8 protein-coding genes are annotated in these 13,185 nt (G+C 66.0%); 4 read left to right on the top strand and 4 right to left on the bottom strand.

All coding sequences use genetic code 11. The features are described from left to right. Window positions 1-17: 17 nt before the first annotated feature. Window positions 18-1,136: an asparaginase gene (locus AB3X89_RS14185; RefSeq protein ID WP_368583848.1), complete on the top strand. Its 1,119-nt coding sequence runs from the start codon at window positions 18-20 to the stop codon at window positions 1,134-1,136. A gap of 43 nt (window positions 1,137-1,179) precedes the next feature. Here the strand turns inward: AB3X89_RS14185 and AB3X89_RS14180 are convergent, their stop codons facing one another. Further along, complete coding sequence (locus AB3X89_RS14180; RefSeq protein ID WP_368583847.1) at window positions 1,180-3,789, bottom strand: PAS domain-containing protein; 2,610 nt, start codon at window positions 3,787-3,789, stop codon at window positions 1,180-1,182. 318 nt (window positions 3,790-4,107) lie between these two features. On the opposite strand from AB3X89_RS14180, the gene AB3X89_RS14175 reads away from it, so the two are divergent. Then, window positions 4,108-4,389, top strand: coding sequence for a hypothetical protein (locus AB3X89_RS14175; protein WP_368583953.1), 282 nt, complete (start codon window positions 4,108-4,110; stop codon window positions 4,387-4,389). A gap of 36 nt (window positions 4,390-4,425) precedes the next feature. On the opposite strand, the gene AB3X89_RS14170 is transcribed toward AB3X89_RS14175, so the two are convergent. After that, the gene (locus AB3X89_RS14170; RefSeq protein ID WP_368583846.1) at window positions 4,426-6,654 is read right to left on the bottom strand and encodes a SulP family inorganic anion transporter; all 2,229 of its coding nucleotides are present in this window, start codon (window positions 6,652-6,654) and stop codon (window positions 4,426-4,428) included. Window positions 6,655-6,903: 249 nt separating this feature from the next. Between AB3X89_RS14170 and AB3X89_RS14165 the strand changes: the two genes are divergently transcribed. Next, window positions 6,904-10,197, top strand: a complete 3,294-nt coding sequence (locus tag AB3X89_RS14165; RefSeq protein ID WP_368583845.1) for an adenylate/guanylate cyclase domain-containing protein — start codon at window positions 6,904-6,906, stop codon at window positions 10,195-10,197. A 20-nt stretch (window positions 10,198-10,217) separates the two neighbouring features. Here the strand turns inward: AB3X89_RS14165 and AB3X89_RS14160 are convergent, their stop codons facing one another. Continuing rightward, a complete protein-coding gene (locus AB3X89_RS14160) occupies window positions 10,218-10,574 on the bottom strand; it encodes a hypothetical protein (RefSeq protein ID WP_368583844.1) in 357 nt (118 codons plus the stop codon). Window positions 10,575-10,805: 231 nt separating this feature from the next. Here AB3X89_RS14160 and AB3X89_RS14155 point away from each other — a divergent pair, with 231 nt between their 5' ends. Continuing rightward, on the top strand, window positions 10,806-11,693 hold the full coding sequence (locus AB3X89_RS14155) for a class I SAM-dependent methyltransferase (RefSeq protein WP_368583843.1): 888 nt from the start codon (window positions 10,806-10,808) through the stop codon (window positions 11,691-11,693). Here the strand turns inward: AB3X89_RS14155 and AB3X89_RS14150 are convergent. Further along, the gene (locus AB3X89_RS14150; RefSeq protein WP_368583842.1) at window positions 11,630-13,183 is read right to left on the bottom strand and encodes an efflux transporter outer membrane subunit; all 1,554 of its coding nucleotides are present in this window, start codon (window positions 13,181-13,183) and stop codon (window positions 11,630-11,632) included. The two genes, AB3X89_RS14155 and AB3X89_RS14150, sit on opposite strands and share 64 nt — an antisense overlap. Window positions 13,184-13,185: the final 2 nt, after the last annotated feature.

Below are 13,185 nucleotides of genomic sequence, written 5' to 3'. Positions count from 1 at the left end.
CGATGTGGAGACGAAACATGAGCATCAAGATCAATCGAAAAGCAATGCGGTTGTGCGGTTCGGCGGCACTGCTGATCGCCGCACTTGCCGCGGGTACCGGCGCGCAGGCGGCCGACGCGTCATCGCAACAGGCAAGCGCCGTCACCGCAATGCCGCGCGTTCTGCTGCTGGCCACCGGCGGCACGATTTCCGGTACCGCCGATCCGCGCTCGGCGATCGGCTACAACTCGGGCAACGTGAAGGGGCAGGAACTGGTGCGCGGCGTGCCGGGCATCGAGAAGCTCGCGAGCATCAACGCGGAGCAGGTCTCGAACGTCGGCTCGCAGGACATGAACGACAAGATCTGGTTGCAGCTTGCGCGGCGGATCGACGAGGCCTTCGAGCGCAACGAGGCCGACGCCGTCGTGATCACGCACGGGACCGATACGATCGAGGAAACCGCGTTCTTCCTGAACAACGTGCTGCACTCCGACAAGCCGGTGGTACTGGTCGGCTCGATGCGCCCGGGCGGTTCCACGAGCGCCGACGGTCCCAACAATCTGTACGAAGCCGTCGAAGTGGCGGCGAGCCCGCAGTCGCGCGGCCGGGGCGTGATGGTCGTGATGAACGATCAGATTCACGCGCCGCGCTGGATCACCAAGACGAATACGACGGCGGTACAGGCGTTCGCGTCGCCGAACGCGGGCGCGATCGGTTACGTCGATCCGGCCAGCGTGCGCTTCGTGATGCCGGCGGTGCAATCGGCGCGCACCGCGCTGAGCCTGCCCGCGAACGGGCAATTGCCGCGCGTCGATATCGTCTATGCGCATAGCAACATGGATGGCCGCCAGATCGAGCATGCGATTGCCGATGGTGCGAAGGGCATCGTGGTAGCCGGCGAAGGCGATGGTGACATGTCGAAGGAAGCCCTCGCGGCGCTCGACCGCGCCGCCGCAAAAGGCATCGTGGTGGTTCGTTCGACCCGCCTCGTGTCGGGATTCGTGAACCGGAACGTCGAGGTGGATGATGACAAGCGCGGCTTCGTCGCATCGCTCGATCTGAATCCGCAGAAGGCGCGCTTGCTGACGCAGTTGCTGGTGGCCAACGGCGTGACCGACCCGCTCAAGGTACAGCAGGCGTTTAGCGGCACGTGGTGACCGGTTGGCGGCGGTGCGGCATCGCAAGCGACGGATAGCCGCTCTATCGCCCCTGCATCAGCGACGAAAGCAGCTTCAGCAGGCTGTCGATATTGACGGGTTTGACGAAGTGATAGTCGAAGCCCGCCGATTGCGCGCGCAGCCTGTCGTCCGTCTGTCCGTAACCCGTGATCGCGATCAGCAACGGCTTCGCATCGCCTTTGCGGCGAAGCTGTCTCGCCAGTGCGTATCCGTCGATATCCGGCAAGCCGATATCGAGCAACGCCACGTCCGGCGCGAATAACGGGGCGGCTTCCAGCGCCTCGGCTGACGAATACGCGACGCGGGCAACATGCCCTTCGGATTCGCACAGCATCGAGAGTGAATCGGCGGCGTCGCGATTGTCATCGACGACCAGCACGCGCAACGCGGTTCGCGCGTGCCCCGGCGCGGGCTCCGACAGCGCGACCGCCGAATGGCGCTCATGGTGGTGCAGACGCGGCAGTCGGACCGTCACCGTGGTGCCGAGATTGGGGCCGTCGCTATGCACGGCGATCGTGCCGTTGTGCATTTCGACGAGCTTCTTGACGAGCGACAGACCGATGCCGAGGCCGCCATCCGAGCGATCGAGCGTGCGTTCGCCTTGCGAAAAGAGCTCGAACACCTTCGGCAGAAGCTCGGCCGAAATGCCTGTGCCGGTATCTTGCGTGACGATGGAAACCCATTCGTCGTCGGCCGCTACGTTCACCGTGATATGTCCGTTCTCCGGCGTGTACTTGCTCGCGTTGTTCAGGATATTGACGAAGATCTGCGAAATCCGCGTGATGTCGCCGGATACCCACGTGGTCGGATCGCAAACACTGACATGCAACTGCTGATGACGAGCTTCGGCCATCGCCGCGATCGCCTCCACAGCGTGATAGACGGCCGTGCCGACCAGAACGGGCTCGAGTTGCAGCACGATGCGTCCTTGCGTGATGCGCGACACTTCGAGCAGGTCGTCGACGATTCGCGTCATGTGCTCGACCTGCCGGCGCATCAGGTCGATCAGCTCATGTGGGCGCGACACCGTGCCGGGCTGCTTGTCGAGCAATGCGATGGCCGTGCGCAGTGGCGCGAGCGGATTGCGCAACTCGTGCGCGAGCATCGCGAGAAACTCGTCCTTGCGGCGATCGGTTTCGCGCAGCATCAGTTCGAGCTGCTTGCGCTGGGTGATGTCGATCACGCTGGCGATGATGCGCAACGGCTTGCCGTCCGCGCTTCGCTGGAGCATCGCGCTGCCGTGCATCCATTGTTCGCCGTGCGCGTTCTGCAAACGGAATTCGAAGTTCGCGACCGGGTCGTGGCCTTCGGCCAGTCGGCAGACATATTGTTCGAGCATCGCGCGGTCGTCGGGGTGCACGTTGCGCAGCGCCTCGTCGTAGCTGAGCACATGGTCTATCCGCGGTGCGAGGCCCTCTTCGAACGATAGCGTGCGCGAGGCCAGGTCGAAGCAGACGATGTTCAGCCGCGCCGCCTGCATCGCCACCGACAGACGCAGGTTGCGCGCCTCGATCGCCAGTTGCGCTTCATACTGAGGCGTCACATCGGTCGAGGTGCCGAACCACTCCTGTAGTTTGCCGTGGCTGTCGAACAGGGGCGCCGCCTGGGCGTGCATCATCCTGTACTGGCCGTCGTGACGCCGCATGCGGAACATGGTCGATGCGGGTGCGCGTCGCTGCAGCACATCGACCCACACCTGCCGGGCCGCCTCGCGGTCGTCCGGATGAACGTAGTCGAGCCAGCCCCAGTCCGCCAGACGGACCACGTCGTCGCCCGTGAACCGGCTCCAGTGCTCGTCTGCGGGCCGGATGTCGCCGTTCGGCTCGGCCGACCACACGAGCGCGCCCGTCGATTCGACCAGCACCCGATAACGCCGCTCGCTGAGACTGAGCTGTTCTTCGGCTGCCCGCTGCTTGCTGATATCGAAGGTGACGCCGTACACGTGCGCGAGCGTGCCGTGCTCGTCGAATTCCGCATGGCCGCGCATGCGCAGCCAGCGTGGCGAAGCCGAGCCACCATGCAGCACGAAATCGAATTCGAAGGGACCGCCGTGTTGCAGGGCGTCATCGAGCTTGCGCTGGAATAGCGCCCGATACTCGGGCTCGATCTGATTCTCCAGATCGGATAGCGCAAGCGCATCGGTGCCGGGCGGAAAGCCGTACAGATCCGCGAGTTGCGAGGTCATTCGCACCACGCGGTTCTTCATGTCCCATTCCCACGCACCCATGCGAGCGCCGTGGAAGGCAGCCTTCAGGCGTCGCTCGCTCGCCTCGTACATGGCCCACGCGTGACGGGCTTCGTGGATATCGGTCGCGACGCCCACCGTCTCGCCGATGCGGCCACTCGCGTCGCGCTCGGCTTGAAGATGCAACACGTGCCAGCGATACTCGCCGTCCGCGCGCAGCAGACGCACTTCGACATTGCCGAGCAGCGTGCCGTCCCGCATCTGCCGCACTGCGTCGAGCACATGATCGATGTCGTCGGGATGAACGAAGGCCTTCCAGTGCATCCCGACCAGTTCAAGAGCGGGAATGCCGAGATACCGTGATGTCCACGGGTTGGCATAGCGAATGACGCCGTCGCGATCGGCACGCCAAACGAATGAGGGAAGGAAGTGAGCAGGATCGTTCATCAGCGTCCTTGCATCGGTTTCCTCTGCAGACACGGCGCCGAAGAATGATCCAGCGCTGCCCGGATGGTGTGCCTGCTTACATTAGCCAGCCCGAACTGCCAAACACGATGTTTGTACCATGCGAATGTTGATGCGGTAAAGGCGAGCCAGGCAGTCGAAGACTTGCCCATGCAATAACGGTGTGTTTATGGAAAAATATATCTCACAGTGTGATATGTTGGACGTGCGTGCCGGAAGACATTCACATCGTCGACCGTCGGTACCGCCATCGCTTGCTTTCGTTGCGGACGGATGCCGCCGTGGCATTGAATTTGCTAAATGATGTATATCAGGCTGCGAGTTTTCGTCGCAACGGACGCATGGGTCATTGCTGCTTTGAAAGCATCCGTGACGGGAACTCCGGCCATCCAGAAGGAGACAACGATGAATTACCCCGAAAACAGCAAGCCGCAGGAAGGTCAGCCGCGCGACGCGGATGGGATGAGCGAAACCTACGTGCCGTCATACCGTTTGTTGTTGAAAGAGCCAACTGTACTGCTTGCTGGCAACCCGATCGACCGCACGGATGTCGCGACGGCGGCGATCCTCGGCTACAACTGACGATCGCGCGCGATGCGCCGGTTCTGCATCCATCAGTTACAAAGCCGCGCGAAGCGCCTCATCGGCAACGGCAAGGCGCAACGCAATCGTCTTCACGAGAAACCGGTGCAACTGTTGCGCGGTTGCCGGATCGTGCTGTTCGAGTTCGAGCAGCCGGGAGATCGACAGTCGGTACACGCGCGTCGGCGCCTCGGCAATCACGTCCGCGCTGCGCTGCTGCTGCGTGTACACCGCCATTTCCCCCACGACCGTGCCAGGGCCGAACGAGCGCAGACGCGCGGAACGGCCATCGGCGAGGGGCAGCGAGATCGCGACACGTCCTTGCGCGATGAAATACAGCGCATCGCCCGGCTCGCGATGACGAAACAGTGCCTGGCCCGAAAGCAGATCACGCTCCTCCAGACACGCGATCAAGCCGTTCAACGCGCTGGCCGTGAAATGCGGCTCGAGCATCGCCCGCAGATCGCCGCCATGCGCGAGCGCGAGCGAGTTCGACGCTAGCAGCTTGTCTTCGATCCACTCGAGACCCGCATCGAGCGTATCGAATTGATGGATCTTCAGATTGAGCGTGCCGGTCTTCTCGAGCAGATCGCGTGAGCGCGGCGGCAGCGCGGTCAATACGAGGTCCGCGTTTTTTGCCGCGCAGAATTGCCTCAGCTTGACGAAGCTGATTGATACGGACGCATCCATGCCATGGGTCGCCGCAAAGTCGAGCACGACGAAGCGGATCGGCATCTGGTTGCTTCCACCGAAGCGTTCCCGCAGGCGCTGCAGAATCGAATTGGCCGTGCCGAAAAAGAGGAACCCTTGCAGGCACATTCCGCATACCTGGGCGCCGATTGCACGCAGCGCCTGGGTGTCTTCGATGCTGCGCTCCACATTCGAGGACCGCGCGCACAGGTCGAACTCCATGCGTATGCAGCCGACCCGGCCGTAGAGCAGCGTGAACATCACACACGCCGCAACGACGCCCACTACCACGCCGACGATCACGCCATACGCCGCGATGGTGCCGAGAATCACGGGCACGAGCAGATACTCATACCAGTCGAGCCTGGTCCAGGCGCCCGCGAGCCAATGCACGAGCAGACGCAGCCCCATGAACAGTTGAAGACCGACCAGCACTGGCACCGGAAACAGCGCCACGATGTCGGGCGAGGTGGCGAGCACGACCACGCACGCAAGCGACGCGAACACGCCCGCTACCCGGCTCGTCGCGCCCGCCCGCGCATTGAGCATCGAGCGATTGAACGACTGGTAGCCGACCATGCCGCCCAGCAGTCCGCTCGCGAGATTGGCGAGGCCGGCGGCGCGCATCTCGCGATTGAGGTCGACGTCCTCTCCGGTAGCGGTGCCGATCGCCGTCGAATTCATCAGGATCGTCACTGCCGACACCGATGTCACCACCAGGCTTTCGGGAAGATGCGCGCCGACCGCCGACCAGTCGATGGCGCCCTGTCCGAGCCTCGCGGCCAGGTGCAACTCCGGCAGCCCGGCAAGTTGCAGCTTGACGCGCGGCAGCAGCAGACCCATGCCGCGCGCGTCATCGATCGAAATTCCGGCAACCTGTAGCAGAACGTAGAAAAGCACGACACCGAAGGCCAGTGTGAGCGGCAGCGCGGCAATGTGCTGCCACGTGCGCATCAGCACCGTGGCGAGCACGCCGACGACGAGCGCCGGAATCCATGTGATCCAGTGAAGGTGCGCGAGCAACGCGAGCGTGTGCCACTCCAGCGGCTGGCCCGTCAGCACGCGGAACGCCCCGGCGAGCAGCAGGTAGCCCGTGCCGGCGAGGAACCCGCCGAGCACCGGATAGGGCAGGAACTGCAGCGAGCGGCTGCGCCTGGACGAGCCGATCGCATAGAGCACGATGCCCGTCATCACCGAACAAAGCGCGATGGCGATCAGCACCGTGAGGATCTGCGTCTGCGGTGAGCCGCCGTCCGCGCGCACGCTGCTGGCCACACCCGCCGCCACGCCCGCGAGAAAGGCCGCCGCATTGCTGTCGGGCCCGCCGATGTTGATGCGCATCGAACTCGTTAGTGCGATCACCAGCGCCGTGACGACGCAGCTCACGAGCGCGGTAGGCACGCCTAGCATCGCGTAGCGCGCAAGATCGGCGCTAAAGATCATCGTGCCGAGGCTCATCGCATAGCACAGCATGACGAGCGTCGAAACGGCGCCCGCCGCCACGTCGCCTGGCAGGCCCGCCAAACGCGAGCGCAGCGGGACGTCGGAGACGGAAACGGTCTTGCCCGGCTTCACGTGGATTCCCGATCGAATGCGAGGGCGCCGCGAGGCGCGCCAGCCAGTATCCTGCGCGGCTCGAACGGCTGTCAAACGCGATGCAGCGTGCTGATCGGACACCTACACTGATTATTCATCGGCCTCGTAGCTGGCGCACTCCACGCGAGTGCAATGCACCTCAGGGCCGTTCACGCCGGCGGCCGGCACGCGCGCTATTCATCAGAGCTTTTGCCCGCGGGGCCACGCATCGGAGGCAGGGCGACGAACATGGATATCGAGAAATGGCTGCGGGGCCTCGGGCTCGAGCAGTACGTCCACGCGTTCGCGGCAAACGACATCGACATGTCGCTGCTCGGGCAGCTGACCGACGCGGACCTGAAAGAGCTTGGCGTACAGTCGCTCGGCCACCGCAAGCGGATTCTGGCCGCGGCGACGGCATCGCCAACGATAGCGGCGCCGCTATCGCCTCAGTCTGCCGCCGACAACGAAGTGCCCGCGGACGAGCGCAGGCAGGTCACGATTCTGTTCGCCGATCTGTGCGGATACACGATGCTGTCGCGCTCGCTCGATCCCGAAGACTTGCGCGCGCTGATCGGACGCTACACGGCGCTGGTCGACGGGATCGTGCTCGCCTATGGCGGCACGATCGACAAGCACATCGGCGACGCGGTGATGGCGTTGTTCGGCGCACCCCGCTCGCACGAGACGGACACGCTGCGCGCCGCGCGTGCCGCACTCGACATTCACGACGGCGTGGCGCGGCTCGCCACGCAGACCGGGCGGGCATTGCAGGCGCACATCGGCATTGCGAGCGGCGAGGTCATCGCAGGCGCGCTGGGCCGAGCCGACGCGCAGGACTACACCGTGCATGGCGATCCGGTCAACCTCGCCGCCCGGCTGGTGGCTGCCGCGCCAGCGGGCGAAACGTGGCTATCCGACGACGCAGCGCGCACGCTCGGCGACGTCGCCAGTTGCGAAGCGATCGGCGAGCGCCGCTTCAAGGGCATCGACACGCCGGTGCGGCCATGGCGCCTCGTCGCGCTCGGCAGCGAGCCGGTCAGGACGAGCCACAGCCATTTCGTCGGACGCGAAGCCGAGCTCGAACAGTTCCACGGCATCCTGCATGCGTGCATGGCAAAGCGCGCGGGGCACGTCGTGCATGTGCGAGGCGAAGCCGGGATCGGCAAGACGCGGCTCGTCGACGAGATGCGCCGCCATGCGCAGGCCCAGGGTTTCACGCTGCATCGAAGCCTCGTGCTCGATTTCGGCGTCGGCAAGGGCCAGGACCCGGTGCGAACCATCGTCGGCAGCCTGCTCGGTTTGCCGGCCGGTGCATCGAGCGAGGCGCGGCAGGCCGCTGCCGCGCAGGTCGCGGCGCAAGGCATCGTCAAGGCCGAGCAGATCGTGTTTCTGCACGACTTCCTCGACCTTCCGCCGAGCGCCGAATGGCAAACCATCTACGAGGCCATGGACCACGGCGCGCGCAAGCGCGGCAAGCAGGCGCTCGCCACGATGCTGACCGAGGACGCTTGCGCGCACGCGGCGACGCTCATCGTCGTCGAAGACCTGCATTGGGCCGACGCCGAAGTCGTCGGCTACCTGTCGGCGTTCGCGTCCGGCATTGCCAACGGCACGGGCCTGCTGGTGACGACTTCGCGCGTGGAAGGCGATCCGATCGATGCAGGCTGGCGCGCACGTTGCCGCGACACGCCGTTCGCCACGATCGATCTCGGACCGCTGCGCAAGGACGAGGCGCTGAGCCTGGCGGGCAATTTCATCGATGCGACGCAGCGCGTCGCGCTCGCCTGCATCGAGCGCGCGGGCGGCAATCCGCTGTTTCTCGAACAACTGCTGCGCAACGCTGAAGAAGGCAGCGGCAGCAACGTGCCCGCGTCGATCCGCAGTCTGGTGCTCGCGCGGATGGACCGGCTCGCGCCCCGCGACCGCCTGGCGTTCCAGGCGGCCGCGGTGATCGGCCAGCGTTTCGGCCTGGCGCTGCTGCGGGAACTGGTCGACGATCCCGGCTATGTCTGCGCCGGCCTGCTCGTCAATGCACTGGTGCTGCCGGAAGGCGAGGACTTCCTGTTCGCGCACGCGTTGATCCAGGAAAGCGCTTACTCGACGTTGTTGCGCGCGCGCCGCCGCGAGCTTCATCTGCGCGCGGCCGAATGGTTCGCCCACAGCGATGCCACGTTGCACGCCCAGCATCTGGACCGCGCCGAAGACCCGCATGCGCCGCACGCCTACCTGGGCGCGGCGGTGGCCGAGCGCGCCGCTCATCGTTTCGAAGCCGCGCTGCGGCTGGCCGAGCGGGGCATCGAGATCGCGCAGTCGGACGCGGACCGCCATGCACTGAGCTGCTGCAAGGGCGAGCTTCAGCGCGACCTGGGCGACATTGCGGGATCGATCGCGACGTACCGCACCGCACTCGCCGCCGCCACCGACGACACCGCCCGATGCGACTGCCAGCTCGGCCTCGCGGAAGGTCTGCGGGTCAGCGAGGGTCTCGACGAAGCACTCGGCCTGCTCGCGCAAGCGCAACGGATCGCGGAGCGGCACAACCGGCTGGCCGAGCTGGCAAGCCTGCATTATTTGCGCGGCAACATTCTGTTTCCGCTCGGCAAGATCGACGCCTGCTGCGCCGAACACGAGCGCGGTCTCGCCTATGCGCGCCGCCTCGATCTGCCCGAGGCAGAGGCTCGCGCGCTCGGCGGCCTGGCGGATGCGGCGTATGCGCAGGGACGTATGCGGACCGCGTTCCATCATTTCAGCGAATGCGTGGCGATGAGCCGTGAACACGGCTTCGGCCGCATCGAGGTCGCTAATCTGTCGATGCAGGGCTTCAGCCGCATCTATCTGAACGACGCGGGTCCGGCACGCGAGGACGCCATTGCCGCCGCCCACACCGCCGAGCTGATCGGGCAGCCTCGCGCGCAACTGCTGGGGGAGACGCTGGGGGTATTCGCGTGCCAGGAATTGGGCGACGTGCAGGCGGCCAGCAAGCATCTGGCGCAGGAGCTGCGCGTGATCCGGCAACTGGGTGCGCGCCGCTTCGAAGCGCAGAACCTGGAGATGCAGGGGCGCCTGTTACTGGACCAGGGATGCCGCAGTGAAGCGGTAATGGCGCTGCGCGAAGCACTGGCCATCTCACGCGAAGTGGGCAGTCAGTTTTCCGGGCCAAAGACCTTGAGCGCACTGAGCCGCGCGGTTGACGACAAGGACGAGCGGACGCGGCTACTGGCTGAAGGCGAGGCGCTGTTGCGCCTTGGCGCGGTCGGCCACAATCACCTGTGGTTTTACCGCGACGCCATCGAAGCGATGCTGGAGGCGGGCGATCCTGCCGGCACGCTGCACTACGTGGACGCACTCGAGGCCTACACGCAGCGCGAACCGTTGCCGTGGTCCGAGCTATTCGCGGCGCGTGGCCGTGCGCTGGCGTTCGTGCTTCAGGCGCCGCTCACCGACGCCGCACGGCATGAACTGCTGCGGCTACTCGAGGCGCTACAGCAGGCCGGCTTTCGCAACTACGTGAGCGCGGTCGAAGCGGCCCTTGCGGCTTGAGACACGCGCGGAGCCGATCGTCAGCGTGGCGCGGAATCGTCGCGGGGCGGCTCCTTGTGGACCACCTCCATGTCGATGGTGCGGCCATCGTCGTCGGGCGTGTCCCTGTGAACGACCTCCATGTCGACGGTGCGGCCGTCGTCGCCATACGCGGCCGCCTGCCGGCGCAACTTGCGCATCTTCCACCACAGATAGCCGACCACGACCGTGCCGACCGCGAACAGCACGGCGAACAGCACGATCGACAGCATCGCGGCCACCACGAACAGGAGCGCGCTCAAGGCGACGGTCAGCAACCGTCCGAACCAGCCCGAGCCACCGATCCGGATCCCTTTCTCATATGTCACCCGCCGCGGCGGCGGTCTGTCGTTTTGCATCGTTCATCTCCCGGCCGCCGTCCGGCGGCTGATGCGGGTAAGTCCTAATCCGTCGTCATTATGCGGGATGTGAACCGCGAGCGTCGCCCGCGCGGGGCGGCTCAGCGTATAGTCGACTCATGCCGTTGAAGAAGGCCGCGCGTTTGCTCGTTTAACATCGGTAGTAAGTTGCCGCCCGCCAGGACTGACCGAGCGGCGTGGTTTTCAGTTACCCCGGTTGCCCGCGTGATCATGCGACGCCTGCATCTGCTCGAAATCGAAGACCAGCCCTGGTGCCCACGCGCCCTCCGTGACGGCGGGACGGATTGGCTGCATTTTCTGGCCAATTCCCACAAGGGCTTCAACGTGATCGCGGGCAAGCTGCGCGCGGCGATGCGCCGGGTCGGCAGCGACCGGATCGTCGATCTGTGCTCGGGCGGCGGCGGGCCGTGGCAGACGCTTGCACCGTTGCTCGCGCTGTCCGGCCGCGTGATGGTGCAGTTGACGGACTTCTATCCCAATCGCGCGGCATACGAGCGGATCTCGGCCGGGGCGACCAACTGTGTCACCTATGTGAGCGAACCGGTGGACGCGATGAACGTGCCATCGAGATTCGACGGCGTGCGCACGATGTTCAACTCGTTCCACCATTTTCGGCCGGACGATGCGCGCGCGATCCTCGCCGACGCTGTGACGAAACGCCGCGCGATCGTCGTCGTCGAGGGTGCGGATCACCGGCTGCTCGGTATCGTGTTCATCCTGGTGATGCCGCTGATGATGCTCGCGCTGACTCCGCTGATCCGACCGTTTCGCTGGTCGCGGCTAGCGCTCACCTATGTGCTGCCGGCGATCCCGCTGCTGTGTCTGTTCGACGGCATCGTGTCGATGCTGCGCATCTACAACCCCGACGAAATGCGTGAGATGGTCGCGAGTATCCCCGATCAGCAGAGCTTCGAGTGGGACATCGGCACGCTGCCGGTGCAGGGCTCGCCGCTCGGTCTGACTTATCTTGTCGGCGTTCCGCGGCAACCCGCAGGCTTGAACGCAAGCGCGCGCCGTCGGGAGCGGCGCGCGGATCACTTGCCGGCCAGATGCTCGGGTGTCTGGGTGTTGCCCGGCGGCAACTCGCCCATCGCCTGAAACAGCGTCGCCGTATCGGCCAGGCGCCGGCCGACCAGGCGGATTTCTTCCAGCCTCGCTGCTTCGTACTGCTGCTCGCCGCCGCGAGCGGATGCAGCGGGCAGCGCGCCGAGCCGGTGACGTGAGGTGGCATCGTCGAACGTCTCGCGTGCGTCGCGGGCAGCGCCGCTCGCCGCTTCGAGCGCCTGCGCGTCGTGTTCGAGCGACGCAAGCGTGTCCGCGACGTTTTCGAACGCGGCCAGCACGGTCTGCTTGTACTCGAACACGGCGGCCTCGTAGGTGTCGATGGCCGCGCGCCGCTGCGCGACGAGCGCGCCGCCATGAAACAGCGCTTGCGACATCGTCGCGGCGATGCTCCAGATCGCGCCGGCGCCCGACAGCGCGAGCGGCCAACTGAACCCGCCTTGTCCCATCGAGGCGTTCAGCGTCAGGCTCGGAAAGAGCTGGGCGGTGGCGACGCCGACATCGGCCGCGGCGGCTTTCAGCGCCGCCTCGGCGGCCGCGATATCGGGCCGTGAGCGCAACAGGTCCGATGGCAGCACGACGGGCAGGTCCCGCGGCAAATGCAGGCTCGCCAGATCGGGCTCGGGCGGCGCCGCGTCGGGCGTGCGGCCGAGCAGCACCGCAAGCGCGTGTCGGGTCACGGTCAACCGTTGCCGCAGATCGGCCACGCTGACCTGGAGCGCGGCGATGCTTTGCCGCGCAGTGGACACGTCGCCGCGCGTCAGCGACCCGAGTTGGTAATGCCGTTCGGTATCGTGAGCCTGATCGCCAGCCAGCACGATCAGGCGCTCGGTCGCATCGATTTCGGCGCGCAGCATCGCCGCCTCGATCGTCGCCGTGACGATGTTGGTGGCCAGCGCGCGGCGCGCGGCTTCGCGTTGATACGCGTCGATGTCGACCCGCGCGGAGCGCGCCGCGTTGGCCTTGCGCACCGCGCCGAACAGGTCGAACGTGTATTGCGCCTGGACTACGCCGATGAACTCGTTGTAAAGCAGCGTATTCGGCGCGCCAGGAACCGGAATGCCGAGATCGCGTCCGCGCGAGGCCTGCGCGACCAGGTCGACCGACGGCAGCAGCGTGGCGCCGATCTGCGCGCGCAGTTGTTCGTGCGCGGCGGCCAGGTGCTTGTCGGCGGCGGCGAGCGTCGGGCTGTTGCGCAGGCCTTCTTCGACGAGATCATTCAACGCCGTCGATCCGAACAGGCGCCACCATTGCGGCACCGGCTGCGCGCCGGAGGTGAAGCGCTGCGCGACACCGAGCGCCTCGACCGTTTGCGCGGGCTGCGGCTCGACGCTGTAATGGGCGGGCGAGGGCATCGCCGGCGGCTCGCCGCTCGGACCGAACGAGCATGCGCCAAGCGCGATCGCAGCGGCCGCGCCGAACGCCGCGCGCCAGCCATGGCTCGCTACGGCCCGCGCTCGGCGCGGCGCGCCAGTGAAATGCGGCGCGCTCGCCGGCCCGTCGACGGAGTTGCAGTCTGTGCGCACGA

The sequence above is a fragment of the Paraburkholderia sp. BR14320 genome (assembly GCF_040948665.1).
Taxonomy (GTDB): domain Bacteria; phylum Pseudomonadota; class Gammaproteobacteria; order Burkholderiales; family Burkholderiaceae; genus Paraburkholderia; species Paraburkholderia youngii.
This window is presented reverse-complemented; position numbering and strand designations above follow the sequence as displayed.

Excerpts from the sequence above, each read along its gene's own strand:
- AB3X89_RS14185 (WP_368583848.1), top strand. The coding sequence starts at position 18 with ATGAGCATCAAGATCAATCGAAAAGCAATGCGGTTGTGCGGTTCGGCG.
- AB3X89_RS14180 (WP_368583847.1), bottom strand. The coding sequence starts at position 3,789 with ATGAACGATCCTGCTCACTTCCTTCCCTCATTCGTTTGGCGTGCCGAT.
- AB3X89_RS14175 (WP_368583953.1), top strand. The coding sequence starts at position 4,108 with ATGATGTATATCAGGCTGCGAGTTTTCGTCGCAACGGACGCATGGGTC.
- AB3X89_RS14165 (WP_368583845.1), top strand. The coding sequence starts at position 6,904 with ATGGATATCGAGAAATGGCTGCGGGGCCTCGGGCTCGAGCAGTACGTC.
- AB3X89_RS14160 (WP_368583844.1), bottom strand. The coding sequence starts at position 10,574 with ATGCAAAACGACAGACCGCCGCCGCGGCGGGTGACATATGAGAAAGGG.
- AB3X89_RS14155 (WP_368583843.1), top strand. The coding sequence starts at position 10,806 with ATGCGACGCCTGCATCTGCTCGAAATCGAAGACCAGCCCTGGTGCCCA.